Source organism: Gemmatimonadota bacterium (assembly GCA_022560615.1).
Lineage (GTDB): Bacteria > Gemmatimonadota > Gemmatimonadetes > Longimicrobiales > Gaopeijiaceae > UBA1138.
In genome coordinates, this window is the sequence record JADFSR010000014.1 from 44,855 (window position 1) to 70,098 (window position 25,244).

Here is a 25,244-nt window from a genome sequence, read left to right on the forward strand (position 1 = left end):
AGTCAGGGCCTCTGTGCTTGGGGATGGTCGCCGGATCGGAGGCCGCGCTGGCGCCCGATCGCTTGTTCGAGCAACTCCTGAACGCGGTGGAGCGACAGCGCCTTGAGTTGTTCGTCTGCCTCCTCTGTAGTCCTGGCCTCCACGAGCGTCTGGGTCTCGACGTGCCCGACGATGCCGACGCCGGTCTGCGCCCAACGGGGGAACACGAGATACCCACTGAAGGGCGCGCGGAGGTTCCCGGTGTGTTGGATTTCCATGGAGACGGTGTAGGGGTGACCGTCGGTCCCCTCGTACGCCGGGGGACGGTTGTGCACCGCGAAGTAGCCGCCGAGCGAATGGTCGGTGACCTCGTCGTGATTCGGTTCGGAGTCAGGGCCGGGTTCGGACATTTACAGGTCGTGAGAAAGGGCGGGGGCGAGCGGCACGCCGGCTATCAGCGATCGATCCTGGAAATCGATGCTAGAAGATGGCGCATTCGGTGGCCACTAGCGCTAGACTTTCGCACACCCCGACCCTCAGGAGCCTTCACCAATGCCTCGAAAGATGCGAGCCGCCCTCTTCGCAAAGTACGGCGGTCCCGAGGTGGTCGAGATCGGCAAGGTCCCGATTCCCGAGCCCGGCCCAGGTGAGGTTCGCATCAAGATCGAAGCCGCGGCGATGAATCACCTGGACCTTTGGGTGCGCCGCGGTCTGCCGATCGAGACGCCGATGCCTCACATCGGAGGCTCCGACATGGCGGGTGTGGTCGACGTCGTTGGCCCCGGCTCGGAAGCGGTGCCGGTTGGGACGCGAGTGGTTGTCGATCCCTCGGTCGGGTACGAGTGGTACCTCGGGCAGGGTCGTGGCCCGTCCATCGAGGACCCGCGCTTCCAAATCCTCGGGGAGCACACGCAGGGCGGGTTTGCCGAGTACGCGGTTGTGCCCGCCGCCAACGTGCTCGAACTGCCCGAGGACTTCCCAGCGGAGAAAGCCGCCGCCGCCGGTCTGGTGTTCGTGACAGCGTGGCGTGCACTAATGACGCGCGCCCAGCTCCGCGCTGGTGAGCGGGTCCTGATCACCGGTGCGTCCGGTGGCGTCGGCACCGCGGCGATCCAGATCGCGGTGAGCGCGGGCGCCAAGGTCTATGCGTTGACCGGGGGTGAGGAGAAGGTGCGCCAAGCGGAGGAGCTCGGTGCGCATGTGGTCTACGACCGCCACAAGGTCGACTTCTCTCGTGAGGTGTGGAGGGACACCGCCAAGAGCGGCGTTCATGTCGTGTTCGACACCGTGGGTGAGTCGCTGTGGCCCCAGGCGCTGCGCACGCTCAGTCACGGTGGCCGGCTGGTGACGTCCGGGGCGACGACCGGGTCTCGAGGGGTAACCGAGATCCGGCTCGTCTTTTGGAAGCAGCTCACGATCCTGGGCAGCACGATGGGCAGCCCCGCGGAATTCCGTCAGGTAATGCGGCTCGTCTTTTCCGGTAACTTGGAGCCGGTCATCCACGCGGTAATGCCGCTCGACGAGGCGCGCAAAGCCCACGAGATGCTGGAGGGTGGTGAGGTCTTTGGGAAGATCGTCCTGGTGCCCTGATGGATCTCAAGGACGCCCAGGAACGAGTCGACGCCTGGATCTCCCGATTCGACGAGGGCTACTGGCCCCCGCTCACGAACCTCGCCCGCCTCATCGAGGAAGTCGGCGAGCTCGCTCGCGAGATGAACCACCGTTTCGGGCACAAGACCAAGAAGACGGAGGAGCCCCAGCAGGATCTCGCGTTGGAGCTGGCGGACGTGCTCTTCGTGCTTCTGGTGATCGCGAACGAGCAGGGGATCGATCTGGATGAGGCGCTCGAGCAGGTGCTCGAGAAGTACCGTACGCGGGACTCTGAGCGGTGGGCGCCGGTGGAATAGAGCGCCTACTCCACCCCGCACGAGCTAGGCACAAAACGCCGCGAGCACGTGCAAGCATCGGTCGACTTCCTCTTCGGTGTTGTAGAAATGCGGGCTGACCCTGACAAAGCCGGGGCGGTGATCCACGATCACGTCATGTTCGGCGAGGTGCCGGACAGCCCCCGGCGGGTCCTCGTGGCGAATCATGACGATGGACGTGCGCTGTCCCGGCTCTGCCAACGCCATGGAGAAGCCGGCTGAACGGGCTCCGTCGATGAGGCGCTCCGTGAGCGTGCGGTTGCGTGCGACGATGGCGTCGATTCCGACCTCGTCGACGAGTTCTTGGCCGCCGAGCGCTGTATGCACCGTTGGTAGCGCCGGCGTGCCGAGCTCGAAGCGCCGCGCATCGGAACGGTACTCGAAGCCTTCCAGGTCGAAGTCGAACTGGCGTTCCGTGGCGAACCAGGACGTGATCCGCGGCCGCAACGACTGAATCAGCTCCTCACGGACGTACAGATAAGAGAGCCCTGGACCACCGCACAGCCATTTCAGCGGTCCTCCCGTGTAGAAGTCCACGCCCGTTTCGCACAGCGTGAGCGGGACTTGCCCGGCTCCCTGGTATCCGTCGATGAGAGAATACGCGCCGGCTCCCCGAGCGATGCGGGCCAGCTCCTCGATATCCTGCTGGAAGCCGGTCGTGAAGAACACGTGGCTCGTCGCGAGGAACAACGTGCGCTCATCGACGGCGTCCGCGAACTGCTGGGTATCGATGGTTACACCGTCCTCACTTCGAAGAATCACCAGCTCGATCTCTGGCTTCACCGCCCATTGGTACGCGAGCGTGGGAAAGTCGAGCTCGGTGCATACGACACGATCGCGTTTCCCGACTGGGATGCTCTCGGTCACCATGGCGAGCGCGGCGGACGTCGAAGGCAGGAGTGCGACCTCCTCCGGTGTCGAGCCCCAGAACGCTGCCACACGGCTGCGGAGGTCCTCGACCCGGCCGAGCCAGTGCCCATGCCACGCGGCTGCGCCCAGGTCGTGCCAACGCTCCCGAAACTCGTCGAGGTACATCTCGGAGCGCAGTGAGAGTGCCCCGAGCGAGCAGGAATTCAGGTACGTCCGGCGCGAGAGGATCGGGAACTGAGCGCGGATCGCTTCAAGGTCGGGCGGGGAGGCGTCGTCGGTCACTAGAGGGGACGTCGGGGTGCGGACGGGTTGGTTCGGACGGGGACGATAGGCTCGGAACACGCCCGGTCGCCAGGGTGGACTTTCCGCGCGCCGCCATGCACACGACTTTCGGCCCACGACCCCTCTGCCCCCGGCGCATGACCATCTTCCTGTTTGCGTTCCCCTGGATCGCAGTGTTGGTCTTCCTGTTGCTCGCTTCACTCACGTGATGCGCGGACCGCCACAGTACGGGTTCCTCTATCCACTCGGGGCGTTGGTGGGTGCATGTATCTTCCTCCGATCATGGAAGCGCGGTCAAAACGTCGAATGGGAAAGGAAGGCGGTACACAGTGCGAGCCCCCTCGGAGTGCCCCAGTGAGGGGAGTGCACTCACGTCGGTCTGTGAAGCCAGCGTGACGATCGACCGTCGGAAGCTTGCGGACGAGTTGAAGCAGCACGCCCTTGCCTCGGGGTTTTCGCTCGCCGGCATCGCACCCGTGGACGCGAGTGAGCATATGCCGGCCTACCGGGCTTGGATCGACGAGGGCCGACACGGAGAGATGGCGTACCTGTCGCGTGCGGACGCGGTCTCCCGCAGAGCCGACCTCGACTCCACGCTGAACGACGTGCGGTCGGTGCTCGTCGTCGCGCACGAATACTTCGTCGAGGATCCACCAGGGGTGCCGGAGGACGCTTCGCGCGCCGTCATCGCCCGCTATGCGCGGGGGGACGACTACCACGACGTCGTGAAGAACAAGCTGATCTCGCTCGCTCGGTGGTTGGACGCCAGGATCGATTCGAAGCTTCAGGCGCGAGCGTACGTCGACACCGGCCCTATCCTGGAGCGTGACCTCGCGCAGCGCGCCGGCCTCGGCTGGTTCGGCAAGAACACCATGCTCATCAACCCGCAACGAGGCTCCTACTTCTTCGTGGGTCTGCTACTGCTCGACTTAGAGTTGCCTCCGGACGAGCCGTTCGTGGAGGATCGTTGCGGGACATGTCAGGCGTGCCTCGACGCGTGCCCGACCGGCGCGTTGCTGGGCCGTGACGAGAGCGGCGCGCCCATCATCGACGCGAGGCGGTGCATCTCCTATCTGACCATCGAGCTCCGCGGCCCGATCCCCGCGGAGTTGCGACCCGACATCGGGAACCGCGTTTACGGGTGTGACATCTGCCAGGAGGTCTGTCCATTCAGCCGTAAATTTTCTGTGCCCTCGGAGGAGCCCGCGTACTCTGCGAGACCTGAGTTCGACGGACCGCCGCTCGTAGAGTTGGCGGAGAGGCTCTTGTCGTTGTCGGGGCGGGGATTCCGTCGGGCTTTCGCGGGCTCTCCGGTACTCAGGGCCGGGCGTAAGGGGCTGCTTCGCAACGTGTGCGTGGCGTTGGGCAATTGGGGGTCACCTTCGGGGGTAGCGGTGCTCGCTAGGGCATTGGTGGATCCGGCCTCGCTCGTGCGCGGACACGCTGCTTGGGCACTGGGGACTGTAGGCTCCCCCGAGGCGATCTCATTGCTCTCAGAGCGGGCAGCAGATGAGGCCGACGACTGGGTTAGGGGAGAGATCGAATTCGCGCTGTCCCCACCGAGCGGGACCAAGCGTGGATCAAGCGGGTCAGAGGCGAGGTAGACGATCGCGGTACGAGGATGGCCTCGCTTTCGGCCTTCGATTCTTCGAACTGCTATGAAGACTGCCACGACCCAGTGTTTGTAGATAACGCCCTTCTCTGCGAGCGTCAGCGAATCCCACATCTGATCGATGCCGGCCGTTTCATCGAGGATCTCCTCCGTTCGTGTCCAAGCGGTCTTGTGCGATGCGAGTGTCCGATTCGCCTCGTCAAGGGCGGCTTTCGCTTCCCTCAGTTGCGTCTCGATCAATGACAGCTTCTCGCGATATGGCTCTGGGTTCCGTCCGGCCACCACTGCATCGATCTCAGAATCGACGATCGCGCTTCTCTGGCGCTCCAGACTCTGGTGATGGATCCGCGCGTCTTGAGCCTGCTTCTCAGCTGACGTCCGGTATTGGTCAGACTCGATGGCGCGCTGGAGTTGCTCTCGGAACTGAGGGTTCGCGCGCTCGGATACAATGAGCTCGCGCAATACTTCTTCGAGTTCATCGGCACCCACTTCGTGGGCTTGGCAATCGTACTCCACGAAGAGCGCAAAGCTTGCCGGATCGAGGTGCTCCTCTGGAATACTATAGGCGGTAGGTCCTGGCCTTGCCTGAAGACACAGAGCGATTCGAGCCACGGAACCTTTTTCTTTTGCTTGGCGTACCGGCGTGCGCCAGGCATGGCGCGGCCCGCCGTATAGCGGGCGATATAACCGTGCGGCGAAAGCCAAGCGGGAAGTGACTTGGGGGTGAGAGTCCCCTGGGGACCCTGGTGGCTGGGAACCCGTCCTCCGCGAAAACTCGATCCGCGCGGATTCTTGGGCACGGATCGACCGATCCACCTGTTGATCGACAGTACGGGGCTCAGGATTCACGTCGGGCATCTACGGAAGCCGCCAAAGAACAGGGCTTGGAGGAAGCTGCACCTCGCGGTTGATGCCCGTACCGGTGAGATCGTCGGCTCGGATCTGACTGGCCGACGGACAGCCGATTGTGCGCGGGTGCCTGTCCTCATCGAGCAGATCGACGATCGGATAGCATCCGTCTCGGCCGACGGGGCCTACGATGCGGCGGCCGTTTACGAGGCGGCCCAGGTGAAGGGTGAAGGCCACGCTGTGAGAGTGCTCATTCCACCTGGACGCGAGGCTCAGCTGAATCCGAGGCCCTCAGCCGCACAGTACAGTAAGGAGAGGAACCGCAACATCCGCTCGATCCGGGAGCTCGGTCGACGCAAGTGGCACACGCGCTCCGGTTACAGCACGCGCAGCCTGGTGGAGAATACCGTCTTCCGATACAAGACGATGATCGGTCGAAGTATCAGAAGCCGAACCTTCGACGGACAACGAGTCGAGGTACGGTTGGCGAGCGCGATTCTCAACACGATGACCCGTCTCGGGATGCCCGACAGCTACCGAGTGGCGTGAATCCCGCTCGGGGGACGGGGGATCTGTCCTCTGCTCCGAGCCATGCAACAACGCTGTTGTTGGTAGTCGTTTTCATGGATGGAGTCTGCAGCGGCCAGGCTCAAGTTGACAATACCTCCCGTACGGGACGCTTTCCCTGGACAAGGGCGCGAAGACATACAATATTCCCGTACGGGATGAATTCGTTCTTTGAGGTGTTAAAGCCCCAATGCCCTACCGTACGGGAAGAGCGCCATGACGACTGAGGGCCAAATCCGAAACACAGCCGACCTGGGAAGATTACTGCGTGCCTACCGCAAATCTCGAGGATTATCGCAGGTCGATGCGGCCGCCCTGGCCGGTGTCGGCGAGCGCTTCCTCTCTGAACTCGAACGGGGCAAGCCGACTGCCGAAATCGGGCTCGTCTTCAGGGTCCTCGACCGCTTCGGCCTGACGCTGGTCCTGGCCACGCGTAGCGGCGGCAACCTGTTGGATGAGCGATCATGAATCTCGGCCTCCTGGTCGTTCGCCACTTCGGGCGTGATGTCGGGACGATCACCCGCACGAGCAGCGGAGGCCTGTTGTTCGAATATGCCGACAGCTGGTTGGCGAAACCCGGGTTCGCCCTCGCGACGAGCCTCCCTCTGGCCCAGGGGGCACACGAGACTTCATTCTTCAGCAACCTACTGCCCGAAGCCGGGGCGCGGGAGCGCATCGCCGGAAGCGCGGGCATCTCACCCGAAAACGATTTCGCTTTCCTGAGAATGTTCGGAGCCGACTGTGCCGGCTCCTTGGAGATCACAGATCCCGACGAGGAGCCGCAAGCCATCGCCGGCCCCGACTTTCTCCGGCTCACTGCAGAAGACGGTGAACGGCTAGGGACGAAGGCAGGGTTCGCGGGTCTCTTCCTTCCGGGGAAGCGTATTCGCCTCTCACTCGCCGGAGCCCAAAACAAATTGGCGGTGATCGAAACGGATGATGGGCTGGCCGTTCCCCTTGACGGGCGACCGAGTACGCACGTTCTGAAGCTACCCAACTCCGACTACAAAGGCCTCGTAGAAAACGAAGCGCTCATGCTCTCGCTGGCAGCGGCGGTCGGATTGCCTGTGGTCGACCACGAGGTCATCACTCTGGGTGAAACCAGAGTGTTGCTCGTGGCTCGCTACGACCGGGAGGTAACGGACGGCCAGGTTTTGCGGCTGCATCAACAGGACCTGTGCCAGGCCACCGGACTTCCACCCGACACCAAGTACGAAAGCGAAGGAGGCCCGTCGCTACAGACGGTTTTCGACCTCGTGAGACGAGAGGTCGCTGATCCACTCACCGCCGCCACAACGCTGCTGGACTGGGTCGCCTTTAATGTCCTCGTGCATAACGCGGATGCGCACGCGAAAAACGTCTCCATCCTACGAACGGCGGAGGGGCAGCCTGAACTTGCCCCGTTTTACGATCTTGTCTGCACCGGAGCTTATCCCTTCGACCACCGGATGGCGATGTCGGTCGGTGGGCAATTCGACCCCGGGGCCGTCGATAAGAACAACTGGGTGCAATTGGCATCGGATATCGGGATCGGCAAGTCACTGGTACTGAGCACCGTTGAGAGGATGGCCGACCGAATCCCCCGGGTCCTTGATGAGGAAATCACGAGGCTCCAAAATCGACTCGGCCGGATCCCCAGGCGCCAGCAGGTGGAACACACCATCAAACACCGCGTGAAGAGGACACTGGACTTCCTGGGTTGACTCTCGTGCACCGCGATACCCTCATCCGCCTTGTATTGGGGGATTCCTTTGCGCCTCATCCCTTGTCTTCCTGACGGTTCGGCGCCCCGTCCGCAACGGAATCTCAAAACAGGTATACCGGCAGGTCTGCCAGGAGGTGTGTCCGTTCACACGAAAGTTCTCGGTCCCGACCTCAGAGCCGGCGTACTCTCCCAGGTCGGAGCTCGATGGGCCGTCACTCGTTGAACTGGCGGAGCGACTCTTGTCGTTGTCGGGGGAGGAAGGCTTCTCCTGCGCGACCTTCACGACTACCAATTGCGACGCGCCGGAGGCGTGTTGCGCGTACCACAACGTATCCCGCGACAGCGGCAAGCGTTGGTTAGGCGCCGCTCACACCGTCTGTCGGGAAGAGTGTCTGTGCACGATCGCCGAAGCTGATCATGGTTCGCCGTCCGTACATGGCTGATCGGTTGGCACCGCAACAAGTAGGAAGTGCAGATCCACATCGTTGGACACCTTCACGAGACCAGCCGTGGACTCAGGTTCGATGCCGAAGTCCCGCTGGCGGACCCTCAGGACTCCGCTGAGCCGTGTTGTCCCGTCGTTCGGCGACTCGATTCGCATGGGCACCGAGACATCCCGAGTGATGCCGTGGAGCGTGAATCGACCGTATCCAACCAGGCTGCTTTCCCTGTCTGACGCGACTGAATCGATCGTGAGCACGATCTCTGGGTACGCCTGGGCATCGAGGTGTTCGGCATCCAGCATCTTACGCTGGATCTCCAAGACGTCGTCCTCGCCGGGCCCGCCGCCGAGCCCGGCAAGTGCGCGGGCGGAGTCGCTATCGATCACGAGGGATCTGGACTGTATTACAACCTTCCCGTGGGCCGACCGAGGGATTGGCTCAGCGAGGCACATCTCTGCTCTCCATTCTCCGGGAACGATGGCGTGCTCATGGCCGAAGAACGAGAGCAACCCCGCCCTGTGCGTTACCAGGAATAGCGACGATCGCTCCCGGTCAACCACGTACGATCGCGGCGCTTCCTGGGCGCCTGAGCGACCCGTCCCCGCCACGGCGAGGCAAAAAACGGCGGCGGCGACGCGAGCATTCATCGGGTATCATCCATGCTGGGTAGAGCGGTATCCGCCGGAACTAGACACCCACCGAAAGGGGATAGCCGCTCGGCGCACCGTCGCTCATTATCGATGGTGGTATCCTCGTCGCCTGCTGCGCAGCGTGCGGCGTGACGTCGTTCGACATGGGTACGGTATACGCCGGTACAGCTGAGGCTATCGGAACATGGACGGCTCGATCACCATGGCGATCTCCGAGACCTTGTTCGCGGGCAGACCTGCCCGGCGGGCGTGCTCGTACACGGCCTCTGGGTCAGGCGCCTCGTACTCGCAGTAGATCTTGCCCTCGGCCTCTGAGATATAGCTCCGGATCCAGACTACGCCGTCCATGCTGTCCAGAACTTCATTGGACTTGCGGCCCACGGCAGGCAAGTCTTCGAGGTTGATGTCGCCCACCTCCCTTTCGATGATGTAGCGCGGCATGCTTTGCTGCTCCTTGGTAGTCAATCAGGTAGGATGTGAGGACCCTTGGGGTCTGCCCCGCAGAGGGCTTCGAGCTCGGTGTCGTGGATCTCTCGGGCAATCGTGAGGGCCTCGGCGGCGAACGCTTCCGCCCGCTCGGGGGCTTCGGCCTCCACGGACAACTCGGCCAACCGGTGAAGGGCCCACCCCTCGCCCGCTCGGTCGTTGGCTGCCCGACGCTTCTCAAGGCATTGATCGTACCAATCATATGCCCTCGTCAAGTCGTCCGACGCCCGAAACGATGCGCCGAGGGCCGCCAGGCTGTCTGCCTCCCGGGCCACGTCCTCCACCCGTTGGTTGGCCTCCAGGGCCTCGAGAAGCACGGACCGGGCGTCGGCGTGGTGGCCTAGCTTGGCGAGTACGGCGCCCCACCCGTTCAGCACTACGCCCAATCCGTCCCGTTCGTCGTCGCTTCGCAGGCGCTTTGCCGCTGCCTCGTACTGGGAGCTGGCGCCCTCGAGGTCTCCGCCACGCCAGGCGAGGATCGCCAGGTCGTTCCGAATCCGGGCCTCCGCGGCGGCGTCTCCCAGCGCAGTGGCCATGTCCAGCGCGGCCTCCTGGAGTTGGCGTGCGGTGTCCGCGTTTCCCGCCTGCAGCCGTGCCTCATGCTCCGCGGCCTCCAACGCCCCGGCCCGGTCGTCCAGCGTGACACGCACTTCCTTGACCCGCCGCCAGGCGGCGGGTGCGTCGGTCCGTCCGGCGGCTTCGCATGCTTTCGCCAGCTTGCCCATGGTTTCCGACAGCGTGCCGTCGGTGGCGAGCTGACTCAGGATCGCCACGGCCTCCTCGTAGACGGGCACCGCATCATCGGCTCTTCCGGTGGTCATGAATGCGTCGGCCTGGAGGCTCAAGGCGTGGGCCAGATTGTCCGCACGGCTGGCGCGGCGCGAGAGGCGGATGCCTTCCTCGTAAGCGGCTAGAGACTCTTCGGTTTGGCCGATCTCCAGATGGATCGCCGCCATGGCCAGGAGGTTGAAGGACTGCGACACGTGTAGGTGGGCCTCGGTCGTGGTCGCGATGCTCTGGGCGAACGCCTCGAGCGCTTCCTCGCTTCGGCCCATCGCACGAAACAGATGGCCCATGTAGTTGTACGCGTACTGCCGGCTCATAGGGTTCGCCGTGGACTCCGCCAGGGCACGGACCTCATCACCTATGGTCTGAGCCTCGTCCCAATCACCCTGCTCCCGACGGACCCGCCCCAGGTTGATCAGGTCGCGCAGCAGAACCTCCGAGTGCGCGCCCTGGCGGTCGTGCTCCACGACCTCGGTCAGGGGAGCCACGGCTTCGTCGTACATGCCGAGGCGCCAGAAGCGGTGACCCACGCCGCGGAGCGCCATAGCTCTCTCGTCGTCGGCCTGGCAGGCGTCGGCGACCTCGATGGCCGCCGCGAAGGCCTGCTCGGCCGCGTCGTGCCGCTCCATCAGCGTGCACAACTCGCCCTGCCGAACGAGGACCGTGGCCTGCTCGGCCGTAGGCTCGTCCGGAACAAGCGTCAACAGCTCGTCGATGACGGCCTGCTGGCGACTGCGGCGACCCAGCGTCTCGAGGTGACGCTCCTCATCCAGGAGAAGACGGACCAGGGTCGCCCGGCGCTCGGAGTCGTCTCCTCCGCGACGCTCGACCCACTCGTGGATGCGCTCGAGCATGCCGACGGCCGCTTCGATGCGCCACACGCTGGCCGCTCGCTCGGCAGCCACAAATCCGTACCGCACCGCGCGGTCCCAATGCTCGGCGCCGGCGAAGTGGTTGGCGAGCCGCTCGGAGAACTCATCCAGGCGATCCTCGTAGATCGTCTCCATCGCCTGGCCCACCAGCGCGTGCCGTTCCTTGCGCTGGCGCTCCAGTAGGCTGTCGTAGGTCACATCCAGCGTGAGAGCGTGCTTGAAGCGGTAGGTGGGCTCCGGCACCAGGCTGGTGCGTTGGATCAGGCCTGCGGCCCTCAGCCCGTTCAGCGCCCCCTCCAGGCGGGAGGGGGAAGGTACGATGCGGCCCAGGAGCTCGAGGCCGAACTGTCGGCCGATGACCGAAGCGCTCCGGAGTACTTCCCTGGCTTCGGGATCGAGGCGATCCAGCCGCGTCTTCAGCACGGCCTGCACGGTGTCGGGAATGGCCAGGCGATCGAGCGACCCGTCCAGGCGGGCCTCGCCACCCTCCACGACGATGGTTCCGCTCTCCAGGAACGCGTGGCAGAGCTCTTCGATGAAGAACGGGTTGCCGCCGGTCTTCTCCCCGATGCGTTCGGCGAGCTCCACCGGCACGCGCGCGCCCTCGAGCGAGGCCCGCATGACCTCCACCGCTGACGTCGGGTCCAGTGGCGCCAGGTCCAGGTGAATCTGGCCCCGGGGGGATGGGCGCTGCGCGTCCAGTTCCGGTCGGGCCGTGACGACCACGAGCAGGGGGTACGCCGACACCATCTCAGCCAACTGGTCGAGCACGTCGCTGGATCCGCCGTCGGACCAGTGCCAGTCCTCGAGCAGCATCACCAACGGCTGGCCCCGAGACCCCAGGGTGAACAGAGAGACCAGCGCCTCGGCGACTGTCGCTCGCAGGTCTTCGCCGGCCAGGTAGTCCGGCAGGCGGTACTCGTCGCTCTCGATGGACAGTAGGTGGAGGAGCACGGGAATGTAGATCTCGAGCTCGGAGGCCAGCGACCGGGTTCTCTCCACGACATGGTCGTGCGCCTGCTCCTCCTGGGACCGGGCGGTCCCGAGCATGGCCTTCACACACTCGATGAAGGGGAGGAACGGGGTTAGGCTGCCGTTGGCGTGGCAGCGGCCCTGCACGTAGCGGATGCTGTCGTCAGCCAACGAGCTTCGGAACTCGTGGAGGAGTCGGCTCTTTCCCACTCCGGCGTCCCCGAGTACCGAGACCACGCGACCCGCCCCCGAGTTCGCGCCCTCGAGGGCCCGCATCAGTGTGCTGAGCTCGTCCTTCCGCCCGACGAAACGCGTCAGCCGGCCCGGCATCGATGCGTCGAGGCGGCTGTCGGCCTCGGATTCGCCGAGCACGGCCAGCGGCGTCACAGGCGGTCCGTCCGACGACAGCGTGACCGGCGCTCGTTCCTCCGTATCCACGAACGGAACCACCGTGCGGGACAGCTCGGCGGAAACCAGGATCTCGCCGCTGGCGGCGGCGGCGGCCAAGCGGGCAACGTCTCTTCCCACAGTGCCGCCGACCCGATAGCGGCGTTCGCCCGCTTCAGTGGCCTGGATAGCCACGTTCCCCGAGCCCACCGCACAGCGCAATTCGATTCCTCTGTCCACGCCGTGGGCTTTTGTGATCTCCAGCGCTGCCCGAACGGCTCGTAAGGCGTCGTCCTCGTGGGTCACCGGCACGCCGAACAAGGCGATCATCTGGTCCTCGGAGAACTCGTTCAACACGCCCCCATAGTCCTCGACTACGCCCTGCACGCGGGCCCGAAGCTGCGCCAACTCCTCATCGACCGCCTCCGGTTCGAGCGTATCCAGAAGCCTCTCGAATCCGCTGATGGCGAAAGCGAGGACGGTGATGAGACGCCGCTCCCCCTCGGGTGGCAGGCTGGGCGTCGAGTCCATGGGACTGCGGCTCTCCGGGTCGGCGATCAGCCGCTCCACGTCCTTGAGCAGACTCGCCGCGTCGGGATATCGTCGTACAGGATCCTTGTGCATGGCGCGTTCGACCAGCGCGGTCACGCTGGGCGGCAGGCCCGGCACCGCCTCGTCGAGGGGTACGGGGGTGTCGTGCAGGATCGAGTGGATGATGGCCTGGTCGGAGCCGCCCCGGAACGGACGCTTGCCTGAGAGCATCTCGTAGAGCACGACCCCGATGGACCAGACGTCGGTGCGCTGGTCCACGGTGTCGCCGCGGGTCTGCTCCGGGCTCATGTACGACACCGTGCCCATGCGGGCTCCGGTTCGCGTCAGATCGCCGCCCATCATCTTGGCCAGCCCGAAGTCGACGATCTTGACCGTGCCGTCCACGGTCAGCATCACGTTCCCCGGTTTGATGTCCCGGTGGATGATGCCCTGCTCGGCGGCTCGCGCGAGCCCACGGCTGATCTGGGCCGTAATCCCGAGCGCGTCTGCCACGCCGATCTGGCCCCGGCCGATTCGCCGCTGTAGCGTTTCGCCCTCGTAGTAGGCCATGGCGATGTGCATACGGCCGTCGTCCGCCTCGCCGATCTCGTGGATCGTGCAGAGGTTGGGGTGGTCGAGGGACGCCGCGGCCTGCGCCTCCACCACAAAGCGCGCCCTGGCCTCACGATCCGAGAGCAGGTGGGCCGACAGGAACTTGAGCGCCACCGTCCTCCCCAGGCGGGTGTCCCGGGCCTTGTACACGACGCCCATCCCCCCCCCGCCCAGCTTCTCCAGGATCTCGTAGTGGAGAACGGTCTCGCCCTCGAGGTCCGAAACCGAACGCGCCGGCTCGATGAGTGACGCCACCTGAGCCGGACTCGGGAGGTCCCGAACATCCTCCGCCGGCTCGATCGCTTCGTCCTGTGCTCCGCTATGATCGGCACCCGGGTCTGGTACCACGTCGAATGCCCAGGCCAGCGTCAGCGCCACGGGGAGGCCGAGGACAACGAGGACGGCCACGAGGTTGACCGTCCAATCGTCGAAACCGAGCGCGGGGAAGAAGATGCCCGCCCCTTCGGCCACCACGTATCCGATGGCCGCATACGCCAGGAACACGCGAACCACACGCCGCCGCTTCAGCTCCCCGGCGAAACGTCTAATCCGCTGGCTCATGGATCCGTCAGGCATCCGACAGCTCCCTTGTAACCGAGGCGCTCGACTCAGGACTCAGGTCGTGACTGGCCAGCGCGCTAGTTCACTTCGAAGACGGTGTTCTCGATGAGCTCCAGATACGACAGCGACTCGTTCGCCTTATACACGTAGCACGAGAAGTAATAATTGTCGGCGCCCCAAGTGAGCGTGCCCCCCGGATTTTGGCCGTTCAGTCCCCCGACGAGCATCCCGCGGATTTGACCGTCCACGTTCGACGATTGTGTGATCTCCCCCGCCAGGATGATACCCTCCCAGCGGAAGCTGTTGTCCGCGCCGAACGCCCCTGTGACGATGAGGACGCCCCTGCCGTTCCAAGCGCTGGTGAAGGTGTTGCTCCCGGGGTAGCGGGTCACCGGGTACGAGTCCGCCGGAAGCGCTGCGAAGTCGGGCGGCGTGGTCTGGTGGAAGTCGACGACGAAGTTGCTGTCGGACAGGACGTCCCAGCGAAGCCCCACCGAATCGTACATCGCCTGATACGTGCCCCAGGCCTCTTCCGTGGGACTGCCCTCCAGATTGCCGCCCGTCACGTCCTCGAGCGCGATCGCCCCGGTGATCGAGGAGGCGCCCCCGCCGGGGCAGTCGCCGGCGGTCGAGGAGTCAACCCCGTGCACGTCCGTGCCGCCTACGCCGAAATCGAGCGTGGGTATGGTAACGACCAGCGCGGCGTGGTGGGCGAGGGGACGCACGTGGTGGATAGCGTACGCTGCGACCACCCTCGTGGCGGGGATATCCGTGGAGAACACATCGCTGACTTGGGCTTCGGAGCGGATGTAGTAGAGGTGAGTGATCGAGTCCTGTTCCATCAGTTTCCGCGACGTGATGGTCACGATGCCATCGCCGATCGCGTACAATACCGAGTCGCCCACAACACCAAACTGCTCGGCGACGAAGCGATGGAGGCCGGCCCGCGCGACCGCGAGCGCCTCGGCGCTCTGCGCACTGTACTTGGCCATCATGAACTCGCTTCTGACGACCAGGTACCCGGTCGCCCCCGCCACCGAGATGGCAAACAGCATCATGACGACGAAAGCGAGCACGAATCCACGTCGCCGATCCGCCACAGGCTCCTGCCTATTTATTCCCACGGATCTTCCTCAGAGGTGGTAGCCCAGAAAGGAAACGTGGCTGTTTCAGGCGCGCCAGTCGTTGACCTCCACGATCCCGAAGAGGCTGCTGAAGTCGTCCGTCCATAGCGGGCCCGGCGCGGGCATCCTTCCCTCGTCCTCGCGCACGATCTCCAGATCCAGGAAGGCCTGGTTCTTCGCTGCCACGTTGTGAACGTCGCAGGCTGTGATGCGGGTCCTTGGCACTCAAGCACCAACGAAATGAGGCAGCCAGCTCGTTGGACTCCCCGTCAAGCCACTCGTACGTTCGCAGGAAGTGCCCGAGCAGTTGGCAGGAGGTGCCCCGAGCAGAAGGAGCGTAAGGCGTGATACTGAAGGAAAGCCGAGGCGTGTGGCCGTTGCTGTGCCTCTTGATGGCGACTGTGGCTGTCGACGCCCAAGAGCCGCTCCCGCGCGTGGCCCCCGAAGCCGTCGGTCTCGCCGCGCCACGGCTCGATCAAGTGACCGATCTACTCGAGGAATTCGTCGCCGCACAGCGGATCGCCGGAGCAGTAGTAGCCGTCGCGCGGCGGGGTCGGCTCGCGTACCTGGAGTCGGTCGGCGTTCAGGACCTCGAGACCGGTGCCCCGATGACGGAGCGGTCTCTCTTTCGTATCTACTCGATGACCAAGGCGGTGACGGCGATCGCCGCGATGATCCTCCTCGAGGAGGGGCGGTTCGATCTCTCCGACCCGGTGTCGGACTTCCTGCCACAGTTCGGCGAGGTCGTCGTGCTGAAAGAAGATGGGTCGACCCGCGCTCCCTCTCGTCCGATCAGGGTCGAGGATCTGTTCCTGCACACAGCCGGCCTGAGTCATCGCTCTTCCAGGGAGTACCGGGAAGCCGGTGTACGCTCCCGCGCCATCACGCTTCCTGAGTTCGTCGACAACATCGTGCGGGTGCCATTGAGGGACGATCCCGGTATCCGCTTCCGCTACAGCGCCTCTCCGACGGTGCTGGGACGTCTCGTCGAGATTTGGTCTGGGCAGCCGTTCGACGTCTTCCTCGAAGAGCGTGTCTTCGAGCCCCTGGGCATGGTCGACACGCGCTTCTGGGTCACGCCCGAGCAGCGCGGCAGGTTCACCGCCGTCTACGCGTCCTCCGAGGGTACGCCCCTGAGCCCGCATCGCATCGAGGAGGTCCCGTTCACCGAGTCGCCCGCGCTGCTCGAGGGAGCTGTCGGCCTAGTCTCGACCGTGCCGGACTTCCTGCGCTTGGCGCAGATGCTTCTGAGCGGCGGAACGCTGGACGGTGTGCGCATTCTCCGTGAGTCCACAGTGGCACGCATGACCCGGAACGGATTGAGCGAATCGATCCTGGCGACTCGCCGGGGCGGCTCGGGCTGGGCGCTCGCCAACGTGAGCATCGTCGTCGATGCCGAGGCGGCCGAAGAGGGCGCACACGCCGGCGAGTACCGCTGGGACGGGAGCGCCGGAACCGAGTTTTGGGTCGATCCCAGTACCGAGACGATCGTGGTCACGATGTGGCAGAGCTCGCCGGCGAACCCGGGAAGGTTGAGGCAACGGATTCGGGCGTTGGTCCGCCAGGCGATTCAGGACGAGGCTTCCGATGGTTCGTAAAGCGACGCTCGCTCTCGGACTCTGCACTCTCCTCGCCGCTCCTCTGGCGGGACAGCCCTTGCCGGTCGCCGAGCCCGAAGAAGTCGGCCTATCGTCGGTGCGCTTGCAGCGAATCGGTGAGGTCTTCCAAGGTTATGTGGACGACGGTCGCATCGCGGGCGCGATCGGCATGGTGGCGAGGCGGGGTCGACTCGTGTACGTCGACCAGTGGGGTAGCCGCGACATGGCGGCTGGAGACGCCCTCGAGGTGGACGACATCTTCCGCATCTTCTCGATGACCAAGCCGATCACGAGCGTGGCGGTCATGATGCTGCACGAAGAAGGGCACTTTTTCTTGTCCGACCCGATCGGTCGGTTCATCCCCGAGCTCTCTCAGCTCCGTGTGGCGCAGCTCGCCGGACAGCCGTCCCCCGACGACATCCCCACCGAGCGCGCGCGCCGCGCCGTCACGATCCAGGACCTTCTGCGACACACGTCGGGACTCAGTTACGGGATCTTCTCGAACACGGCGGTCGACCAACTCTACCGGCGCCAGAACGTCCTGGGCCAGGCAACGATCGCGGACATGGTGACCGAGTTGAGCCAGATCCCGCTCGTCTATCAGCCCGGTACCCAGTGGAACTACAGCGTGTCGGCAGACGTGCTCGGTCGGCTGGTGGAGGTCGTGTCAGGTCAGCCGTTCGACGTCTTCCTCCGGGAGCGCATCTTCGAGCCTCTCGGCATGGTGGACACCGGCTTTTTCGTGCCGGCCTCGAAGCGCGACCGCTTGAGCCGCCTGTACGGGCACACCGGCCCAGAGCGCTCGTTGGCGCTGGGTGATACGACCGGGTATACGGAGGCGGTCACGATGTTCTCCGGTGGGGGTGGCCTCGCGGGTACGGCGGCGGACTACCTGCGCTTCGCGCAGATGCTCCTCAACGGTGGCGAGTTGGAGGGCGTTCGGATCCTGGGCCGCAAGACGATCGAGCTGATGACGGTCGACCATCTCGGCGACGTGCCGACCAGCTGGCTCTCCCCGGGTTGGGGCTTCGGTCTCGGCTTCACGGTGAGGAAGCAGGCGGGTCTCGACGGGATGTCGGGGTCGGTGGGCGAATTCTACTGGTTTGGAGTAGCCGGGACCTCGTTCTGGGTGGATCCGGTGGAGGAGTTGATCGGCGTCTTCATGATTCAGATCCGCCCGAGCCGTGATATTGCCTTCCGCAACCAATTCAAGAAGCTGGTCTACCAGGCGTTGATCGGCTGAGGGGCCGGCACGCACGGCACAGTCATGGCTGACCAGGTCTTCGACGGCGTCATCGAGGAGGGTCGAGGGGGTGGGCGAGTGAGTTCTTCGACAGCCTTTCATTCACGCATCGGAAGGAGATGGCCGGTTCGATCCGAGAGGCCAAGAAGGAAGAGACGAGGCTCGGGAGGCTCAACTGGGCGATGACGCTGCTCCGGAATCGCCGGAAGCCGGTCTGAGGGGCAGTGTGACTCCCTTACACGTACTCAAGTTCGGCGGCACGTCGCTCGCTTCGGCTGAGCGCATCGGACGCGTGGGCCAGATCGTGACACGGGCAAACGAAGACGCCCGCGTCGTGGTTGTCGTCTCCGCCGTGGGTGGCGTGACGAACGACCTGACCGACGCCTCGGCGCTTGCTGCGCAGGGGGACGAAGCCTATCTGGCCGTGCTCGATCGCGTCATCGCTTCGCACGACGAGTTGCTGGCGTCGCTGGTGGCCGAGCAAGACCGCGAGCGAGTGCAGGCCGCGTACCGGGCCTGGGCCGAGGAGCTCGAGGACAGGCTCCACGGGATCTCGCTCGTGCGCGAGTGCACCGCGCGTACGCTCGACGCGGTACTGGCGTTCGGAGAGCTGGTCTCCTCAGCGCTGCTCGCCGCCACGCTACGGAAGTCGGGGATGGACGCCGAGGCGTGTGACGCCCGCGCTCTCATCGTCACTGACGATGCCTTCGGAAGCGCCCGGGTCGATCGGGAAGCGACCGCCGAACGCGTGCGAGGGCACTTCGCCGCGACCGACACGATGCAAGTAGTCACGGGCTTCATCGCCTCCAGCCCCGATGGCGAGACCACGACATTGGGCAGGGGCGGCTCGGACTACACCGCCGCTCTTTTGGGAGCCGACCTGTCCGCGGACCGCCTCGAGATATGGACCGACGTCGACGGCGTGATGAGCGCCGATCCCAGGCTCGTGCCGCAGGCATTCCCCTTGGCGGAGCTGTCGTACGAGGAACTCATGGAGCTGTCGCACTTCGGGGCCAAGGTCGTCTTTCCGCCGTCGGTTCATCCGGCCCGGGAGCGGCGGATCCCCCTCGTCATCCGCAACACGTTCAACGTCGAGTTCGACGGCACCCATGTTGGCGAGGATGCGGCGGCAGCGACGGCAGGACCGGTGCGCGGGATCTCATCGATCAACGACGTCGCGCTGCTACGCCTGGAGGGGGACGGGATGGTGGGCGTGCCCGGCGTGGCCGCACGGCTCTTCCAGGCTCTGGCCCGCGACGAGATAAGCGTCATCCTCATCAGCCAGGCGTCGAGCGAACACTCGATCTGCTTCGCGGTGTCCCCGGCCTCGGTCGCGCGCGCACGTAAGAGCGTGGAGGACGAGTTCAGTCTGGAGCGGACCGTTGGCATCATCGAAGATCTCATCGTCGAGGAAGATCTCTCGATCATCGCCGCCGTCGGCGAAGCAATGCGTGACACCCCGGGTATCGCAGGCCGGCTCTTCTCCGTGCTGGGTGAGTGTGGAGTCAACGTTCACGCGATCGCGCAGGGCTCCTCGGAGCTCAACATCTCGGTCGTCGTGGCGAAGTCTGACGAGGTCCGGGCGCTCCAGGCGCTTCACGACGCCTTCTTCCAGCCGCGTGCGTCGACCGCGCGGGTTTTTCTGGCTGGCGTGGGCAACGTGGGCGCAGCACTCCTGACCCAGATCGAAGAGATGGCGGATAGGTGTGACAAGCGAGGGGGGACGGTGCTTCGCTTGGTCGGGGTCGCGAGCAGCCGGCGTGGCCTACTCGACGGGAGCGGAGTCCCGATCGCCGACTGGCAGCGGCAGTTGGAAGGGAGCGACCGCCCGGCCGACGCCGTCATCGAACAGGCGCTCGAGCCCACCAGGGGCCCCAGGATCTTCGTGGACTGCACCGCCAGCGAAGAGGTCTCCGCGCGGTATGAGGAGCTCTTGGCCTCGGGGGCCGCCGTCGTCGCAGCTAACAAGCGCGCCTTCTCCGGTTCGATGGCTCGTTATCGGGCGCTCACGAATCCGGCAGCGGGCGGTGTGCGTGCCTACTTCGAGACGACTGTCGGCGCCGGGCTCCCTGTCCTACGCACCATCAGCGACCTCGTGGCGACAGGTGACGAGATCGTGTCGGTGGAGGGTGTGTTCTCGGGCACGCTCGGCTTCGTGCTCGGCGAGGTCATGGCGGGACAGAGCTTCAGCGAGGCGCTTGCCGAAGCTCGCGCGCGCGGGTACACCGAGCCCGATCCCAGGGAAGATCTGTCCGGGCAGGACGTGGTCAGAAAGCTACTCATCGTCGCGCGGGTCGCAGGCATGGTCATCGAGCCCACGGACGTCAGCGTGGAGTTGCTCCTGCCCGGAGACGGATGGCAGGACGGTGGTATCGACGCGTTCATGGCGAAGACGCGGGGGGTCGACGAGACCATCGCTCAGCGGCGGGCCAGTGCGATCGAGCAAGGACGACACCTCTGCTTCCTGGGCTCGGTCTCACGGGAAGGCGCGACGGTTGGTCTTACCGCTGTCGGCCCCGAGCACCCCTGCTTCGGGCTCCGGGGCACGGACAACGTCGTTATCATCCGCACGGCGCGGTATCCGACTCCCGTTGTGGTCAGGGGTGCCGGCGCGGGTCCGGAGGTCACGGCGGCGGGTGTCCTTGCCGATATTCTGGCAGCGGTTAGAGAGTTCACGAAGTAGAAGGCTGTTGAAGAAGTACAGTGGGCCGCGCACATGGCGCTTGCGCGGTTCAGGCAAGGAACGACGAGGAGTCGTAGCCGAGCGGGCACCGCCGCCGAAGGCGGTGGTCCGACGAGGAGAGACGATGGATCAACCGCGCAACCGCCATGTGCCCAACACTATGGCTGATACGATCGTACGTCTCTGTGGGTTGGGGTGGCACGGCCCCATCTCCGTCGTTGGAGCTCCTAGCCGTAGCGACGGCTATGGCGTCGCAGCTCCGCCTAGGATATGGGGCCGTGGCATCCCGGGTACCCGTGCGTTAGCACGGGTGGCGGCCCGCTGTACTTCTTCAACAGCCTTCTAGGTCGAATGGTGATGCCACTGACGGGGCGAATCCCGGTAGCGGTGCTGGGCGCCACTGGCAGCGTAGGACAGCGGATGCTGGCGTTGCTCGACGGGCACCCGTGGTTCCGATTGGGCTCGGTAACGGCCTCGGAGCGATCCGCCGGGCGTGTCTACGGGGAAGTGGCACGCTGGGTCCTTCCGACGCCGATCCCTGAGGAAGTCGCGGGCATGGAGGTGCGCGCGACGGGTCCGGCGCTGGAGGAGCGGCTGCTCTTCTCCGCGCTCGACGCGTCGGTTGCCGGGTCGGTCGAGACGGAGTACGCGGAGCGGGGTCACGTGGTGGTGTCGAACGCCCGGAACCACCGCATGGATCCGGACGTGCCGTTGCTCGTGCCCGAGGTCAACCCGGATCATCTGGATCTGGTGGCGCGCCAGTCGTTCGGAGGTGGAGCGATCATCACCAACCCGAACTGCTCTACGATCGGCATGGTGCTCGCGCTTGCGCCGCTTCACCAGGCGTTCGGCGTAGAACGCGTGAACGTGGTCACGCTGCAAGCGATTTCTGGCGCCGGCATTCCAGGTGTCGCCGGCCTCCAGATCGTGGACAACGTCGTCCCTTTCATCTCCGGTGAAGAAGAGAAGCTGGAGACCGAGCCTCTGAAGATTCTCGGTGAGCTGGCGGACGGGCTCGTCGCGCCGGCGCCGCTGACCGTGAGCGCCCAGTGCAACCGGGTGCCTGTCGTGGACGGCCACACGCTGTGTATTTCGGTCGAGCTCGGTCGCGCGGTCAGCGCCGAGGCGATCATCGACGCGTGGGATTCGTTCCGAGGCGAGCCGACCGCGCTGGGACTCCCGTCCGCTCCTTCGCGTCCCGTCGTCTACGTCGATGAGCCCGATCAGCCTCAGCCCCGGATGCATCGAGATCTCGGCAATGGCATGGCGGTGGCGGTCGGAAGGCTTCGCCCTTGCGCGTTGCTCGACTGGAAGTTCGTGACGACTTCGCACAACACGGTCCGTGGAGCGGCGGGCGGTGCGCTGCTGTGTGCTGAGCTGGCGGTGGCGCGGCGCGCGGTGGAGGGTCTTCGTGACTTCAAAGGAGGATCGCTATGAAAGTGACCACACCCATCGCGGTGCGAGTCGCGATCGCCACAATCGTAGCGGTGGGATTCTTCCCACCGACCCTCGCCGGCCAGCAGGTCCGCACGCTCTCGTATGGCGAGCCTGAAGATGTCGGCATGTCATCGGCGGGTTTGGCCGCGGCCGTGGAGATGTACCAGGAAGCTGTCCAGCGCGGGGAGCTCGTGGGCGCCGTGATCTTGGTCGCCCGCAAGGGGCGGGTGGTGCTGCATGAAGCAATGGGGTGGAGAGACAAGGAAGAGCGCCTCCCCATGGAGCGGAATACCATGTTCCGCATGGCTTCCAACACCAAGCCAGTGGTGGCCACCGCGATCGCGCAGCTGGTGGAGCAGGACGCACTCGACTACGCCGACGCGGTGAGCGAGTACATCCCGGAGTGGGACAATCACCAGGCGGGCTCCATCACGATCGGGCAGCTCCTCTCCCACGCCGCCGGTCTGCGCATCAGCAGCCTGTTCCTCAAGCCGTTGGCGGAGAACTCCACGCTTCAGCGAGAGGCGGCCCGCTTCGGGTCCGTCGGCGCAGCCGCCCCCCCGGGTGAGAGCTACAGCTACAGCAACCCGGGCTACAACACCTTGGGGGCGCTGGTTGAGCTCGCCTCGGGCGAGTTGCTCGAGGCCTATCTCGAGGCCGCGATCTACGAACCGCTCGACATGGTGGACAGCTACAACCACCGAGCGGGTCACCAACTCGAGGGGAAGCTCGACCGGATGGGAGCGGCCTACTATCGGCGGGGCGCCGACGGCCAGTGGGAGCCTGGCGGGACTCCCGGCGGTCCGGTGGCGTACCCGTTCGCGAGGGCTTCGGGTGGCATGATCTCCACCGCCTGGGACTATGCCGTCTTCGCGCAGATGTTCTTGAACGGCGGCATCTACGACGGCGTACGGATCCTCCAGCCGGAGACGGTGGAACTCATGACGACATCCAAAATCGGGACCTCCGGCGGAGGGGGCTACGGGTATGGCTGGCGCATCACCGATGGCACGTACAGTCACGGCGGCTCCGACGGAACAGACGCGTGGATCGATCCCGAGCGCGAGATCATTGGCCTGGTTTTCACTCAGACCCCTCGCGGGCGTCCCTCGGTGAGCGACTTTCGCCGCCTGATCAATCGTTCGATCGAGGGGGGATGACCCGGATCCTGTCACTGGGACGTGGGCCATCCGAAGCACCAGCCCGCGTTTGGTGAGCGGGCCGCGAATGACAAGATCGAACTCCAGATCCGGGTCGATTCGGTCGATGCCTGGGCCGAACGGCTGGCCGGCTCGATCGACCTCGAGGGGCCGGTCACACGGCCCTGGGGGAATCGCTACCTCTGGATCGGACGACCACCTGGTAGCGGGCTTCTTCGTGAGGCTGCCGAGCGAGTAGACCAACGGAGCTTGTTTGGAGTCGGCAGCGTCCCTCAAGTCGGCCCGACATCGTCGCGTGGCGCTCGTCGTACTGGGCGCCTGTCTGCTCAGGGTTTTCGTCGTGGATACCCGTGGGCTTTCGGACACCGCACAGACGGCGGCGTTCTTGGTGCTCGGGCTCTGCCTGTTGGGAACTGGTTGGCTCTACTCGCGATACTCAGAGGAGCTCAAGGATTGGCTCTAGGGGGAGAGTCTGTGCCAGATAGTGCGTGATCGCCGCATTCCGACTAGCTTGGCGCGCAATGAAAACGACACGACAGATCTGGCTGGTCGTACCACTCGTTCTGGCCGCCTGCTCGGCCGACGCCGCCGACTCGGCCGACGCAGTTCCGTTCGAGCTGGTGGCCGACGTCGGGCAGTTGATGAACACGGTCTTGGAGCCTGCCGCCGACTTCTATTGGGATGCGGTGGGGTGGATCATCGACGAGAACGGCACGCTCGAGATCGCTCCGAGCACGGACGAGGAGTGGGAGTTGGTGCGAAACGCCGCGTACGTCATCGCCGAGTCCGGCAACCTGATGATGATGAAGGGTCGCGGCGCGGACGAAGCGGCTTGGCGCGGCATGTCACTGGCGATGGTCCAGGTAGGACGGGTAGCCATCGCGGCTGCGGAGGCGCAAAATATTCTTGCCGTGTTCGACGCGGGTGCCGAGGTCTACGCCGTTTGCAGCAGCTGCCACGCCGCGTACGCGCTCGAGACGCTTCCGCCCAGCGAACTACCGGGGAATTAGCGACCCCTCTCGTGATCCTGCCTTTCCTCGAATGGATGGGCAATACGGGCTGGAGCGTCAGCCTGGTCGAGTCGCTCTAAGTGTGGCCGTTCGTGGAATCCACGCACGTGCTCACCATCTTTCTGGGGACGAACCGGTACGGAGCGCGACGAACGTTGCTGAGGCGCTCGACTATGCAGGCGATCCTCGGCAAGATCACCGCGGGGGCACCTGCATCCGCTACCAACTAACCTAGCGTCTACCCGTCGCTCGGTGGATCAACGTGGATTGGACGGCTCAGGTCATGGTGACGAGCGTGAACTACGGCCAGCCATAATACGGCCAGCCGAATCCCTCCGAGAGCGTCCGCATGATCGTCCATGCGATAAAAATGCCCGCGAAGCCTACTCCGAACACCAGAGCGAGGCGGCTGAAGGGTCTGTCTCCCGCCTTCCCCGCGAGTTCGCCCTTCGCCCCCTCCCCCTCGGACTCGTTGAGGCCGCTGTCCTCCACAGATCCCTCCCGGCATGTGTTCTCCGTAACATACGCGGGCGTCGCGCCGTGAGCATCCCCGAGATCACCCCTGACTCTGGCTTCTCCCTTGACCGCGACCAAACCGTGACGCGCCATCGCGTCGGGCGTGGCTGCGACGCCGCGCAGGCTGCGGCCGTGAGCCGGGTGCCGTCTTCTCGGACTCGAACGACGGGCGGCTTCCGCGCGTTCTCGACGACCGACGGAGCGCTCCTCTGGGAGTACGACACCAACCGCGATTTCGAGACGGTGAACGGCATTCCGGGAGTCAGGGCCTCGATTCTCGGACCGGGTCCGGCCATCGCCGGGGGCATGGTCTTCGTCAATTCCGGGTACGGGAGCCGTGGCGGCCGGCGCGGCAACGTGCCGCTCGCGTTCGGACTGGAGTAG

At 65.1% G+C, this 25,244-nt stretch carries 22 protein-coding genes and 1 pseudogene; 15 read left to right on the forward strand and 8 right to left on the reverse strand.

The features are described 5' to 3' along the window. Window positions 1–2: 2 nt before the first annotated feature. Window positions 3–389: a hypothetical protein gene (locus tag IIB36_09900; protein ID MCH7532053.1), complete on the reverse strand. Its 387-nt coding sequence runs from the start codon at window positions 387–389 to the stop codon at window positions 3–5. 154 nt (window positions 390–543) lie between these two features. Here IIB36_09900 and IIB36_09905 point away from each other — a divergent pair, with 154 nt between their 5' ends. Both IIB36_09905 and IIB36_09910 read left to right on the forward strand, forming a co-directional pair. After that, on the forward strand, window positions 544–1,569 hold the full coding sequence (locus tag IIB36_09905; GenBank protein MCH7532054.1) for a zinc-binding dehydrogenase: 1,026 nt from the start codon (window positions 544–546) through the stop codon (window positions 1,567–1,569). After that, window positions 1,569–1,886, forward strand: a complete 318-nt coding sequence (locus tag IIB36_09910; GenBank protein MCH7532055.1) for a nucleotide pyrophosphohydrolase — start codon at window positions 1,569–1,571, stop codon at window positions 1,884–1,886. The genes IIB36_09905 and IIB36_09910 overlap by 1 nt, the downstream gene beginning before the upstream one ends. A 24-nt stretch (window positions 1,887–1,910) precedes the next feature. On the opposite strand, the gene IIB36_09915 is transcribed toward IIB36_09910, so the two are convergent. Continuing rightward, on the reverse strand, window positions 1,911–3,056 hold the full coding sequence (locus IIB36_09915) for an aminotransferase class V-fold PLP-dependent enzyme (protein MCH7532056.1): 1,146 nt from the start codon (window positions 3,054–3,056) through the stop codon (window positions 1,911–1,913). A gap of 392 nt (window positions 3,057–3,448) precedes the next feature. On the opposite strand from IIB36_09915, the gene queG reads away from it, so the two are divergent. From queG to IIB36_09935, 4 genes are all read left to right on the forward strand, one after another. Beyond that, window positions 3,449–4,660 (forward strand): tRNA epoxyqueuosine(34) reductase QueG, encoded by a 1,212-nt coding sequence (gene queG, locus IIB36_09920; GenBank protein ID MCH7532057.1) that lies wholly within the window; start codon window positions 3,449–3,451, stop codon window positions 4,658–4,660. Between the two features lie 827 nt (window positions 4,661–5,487). Beyond that, window positions 5,488–6,066, forward strand: a complete 579-nt coding sequence (locus tag IIB36_09925; protein MCH7532058.1) for a transposase — start codon at window positions 5,488–5,490, stop codon at window positions 6,064–6,066. A gap of 234 nt (window positions 6,067–6,300) precedes the next feature. Beyond that, entirely contained in the window at window positions 6,301–6,552 is a 252-nt protein-coding gene (locus IIB36_09930) for a helix-turn-helix transcriptional regulator (GenBank protein ID MCH7532059.1), read from the forward strand. Next, window positions 6,549–7,787: a type II toxin-antitoxin system HipA family toxin gene (locus IIB36_09935; GenBank protein ID MCH7532060.1), complete on the forward strand. Its 1,239-nt coding sequence runs from the start codon at window positions 6,549–6,551 to the stop codon at window positions 7,785–7,787. The genes IIB36_09930 and IIB36_09935 overlap by 4 nt, the downstream gene beginning before the upstream one ends. 417 nt (window positions 7,788–8,204) lie before the next feature. Here the strand turns inward: IIB36_09935 and IIB36_09940 are convergent, their stop codons facing one another. From IIB36_09940 to IIB36_09960, 5 genes are all read right to left on the reverse strand, one after another. Then, window positions 8,205–8,879: a YceI family protein gene (locus IIB36_09940; GenBank protein ID MCH7532061.1), complete on the reverse strand. Its 675-nt coding sequence runs from the start codon at window positions 8,877–8,879 to the stop codon at window positions 8,205–8,207. A gap of 177 nt (window positions 8,880–9,056) precedes the next feature. Next, on the reverse strand, window positions 9,057–9,323 hold the full coding sequence (locus IIB36_09945) for a DUF4242 domain-containing protein (GenBank protein ID MCH7532062.1): 267 nt from the start codon (window positions 9,321–9,323) through the stop codon (window positions 9,057–9,059). Between the two features lie 20 nt (window positions 9,324–9,343). Then, on the reverse strand, window positions 9,344–14,104 hold the full coding sequence (locus IIB36_09950; protein MCH7532063.1) for a tetratricopeptide repeat protein: 4,761 nt from the start codon (window positions 14,102–14,104) through the stop codon (window positions 9,344–9,346). A 62-nt stretch (window positions 14,105–14,166) separates the two neighbouring features. Next, on the reverse strand, window positions 14,167–15,189 hold the full coding sequence (locus tag IIB36_09955) for a hypothetical protein (protein MCH7532064.1): 1,023 nt from the start codon (window positions 15,187–15,189) through the stop codon (window positions 14,167–14,169). Between the two features lie 69 nt (window positions 15,190–15,258). Further along, complete coding sequence (locus tag IIB36_09960) at window positions 15,259–15,399, reverse strand: hypothetical protein (GenBank protein ID MCH7532065.1); 141 nt, start codon at window positions 15,397–15,399, stop codon at window positions 15,259–15,261. Window positions 15,400–15,557: 158 nt separating this feature from the next. Here IIB36_09960 and IIB36_09965 point away from each other — a divergent pair, with 158 nt between their 5' ends. The 8 genes and pseudogenes from IIB36_09965 (at window position 15,558) to IIB36_10000 (ending at window position 24,344) form a co-directional block, all read left to right on the forward strand. Continuing rightward, a complete protein-coding gene (locus IIB36_09965; GenBank protein ID MCH7532066.1) occupies window positions 15,558–16,811 on the forward strand; it encodes a beta-lactamase family protein in 1,254 nt (417 codons plus the stop codon). Continuing rightward, window positions 16,801–18,054 carry a beta-lactamase family protein gene (locus IIB36_09970; protein ID MCH7532067.1) on the forward strand — a complete coding sequence of 418 codons (1,254 nt, stop codon included), beginning with the start codon at window positions 16,801–16,803 and terminating at the stop codon, window positions 18,052–18,054. Before IIB36_09965 ends, IIB36_09970 begins: the two co-directional genes overlap by 11 nt. 74 nt (window positions 18,055–18,128) lie before the next feature. Beyond that, window positions 18,129–18,272, forward strand: a pseudogene (locus IIB36_09975) (YdeI/OmpD-associated family protein). An 8-nt stretch (window positions 18,273–18,280) separates the two neighbouring features. Beyond that, window positions 18,281–20,737, forward strand: coding sequence for a bifunctional aspartate kinase/homoserine dehydrogenase I (thrA, locus tag IIB36_09980; protein MCH7532068.1), 2,457 nt, complete (start codon window positions 18,281–18,283; stop codon window positions 20,735–20,737). Window positions 20,738–21,088: 351 nt separating this feature from the next. Then, entirely contained in the window at window positions 21,089–22,174 is a 1,086-nt protein-coding gene (gene asd / locus IIB36_09985; GenBank protein MCH7532069.1) for an aspartate-semialdehyde dehydrogenase, read from the forward strand. After that, on the forward strand, window positions 22,171–23,334 hold the full coding sequence (locus IIB36_09990) for a beta-lactamase family protein (protein ID MCH7532070.1): 1,164 nt from the start codon (window positions 22,171–22,173) through the stop codon (window positions 23,332–23,334). Before asd ends, IIB36_09990 begins: the two co-directional genes overlap by 4 nt. A 295-nt stretch (window positions 23,335–23,629) precedes the next feature. Further along, complete coding sequence (locus IIB36_09995) at window positions 23,630–23,797, forward strand: DUF2339 domain-containing protein (protein ID MCH7532071.1); 168 nt, start codon at window positions 23,630–23,632, stop codon at window positions 23,795–23,797. Window positions 23,798–23,855: 58 nt separating this feature from the next. After that, a complete protein-coding gene (locus tag IIB36_10000; GenBank protein ID MCH7532072.1) occupies window positions 23,856–24,344 on the forward strand; it encodes a hypothetical protein in 489 nt (162 codons plus the stop codon). A 300-nt stretch (window positions 24,345–24,644) separates the two neighbouring features. Here IIB36_10000 and IIB36_10005 read toward each other — a convergent pair whose 3' ends face one another. Next, a complete protein-coding gene (locus IIB36_10005; GenBank protein MCH7532073.1) occupies window positions 24,645–24,938 on the reverse strand; it encodes a hypothetical protein in 294 nt (97 codons plus the stop codon). Window positions 24,939–24,941: 3 nt separating this feature from the next. Here IIB36_10005 and IIB36_10010 point away from each other — a divergent pair, with 3 nt between their 5' ends. Next, on the forward strand, window positions 24,942–25,244 hold the full coding sequence (locus IIB36_10010; protein MCH7532074.1) for a hypothetical protein: 303 nt from the start codon (window positions 24,942–24,944) through the stop codon (window positions 25,242–25,244).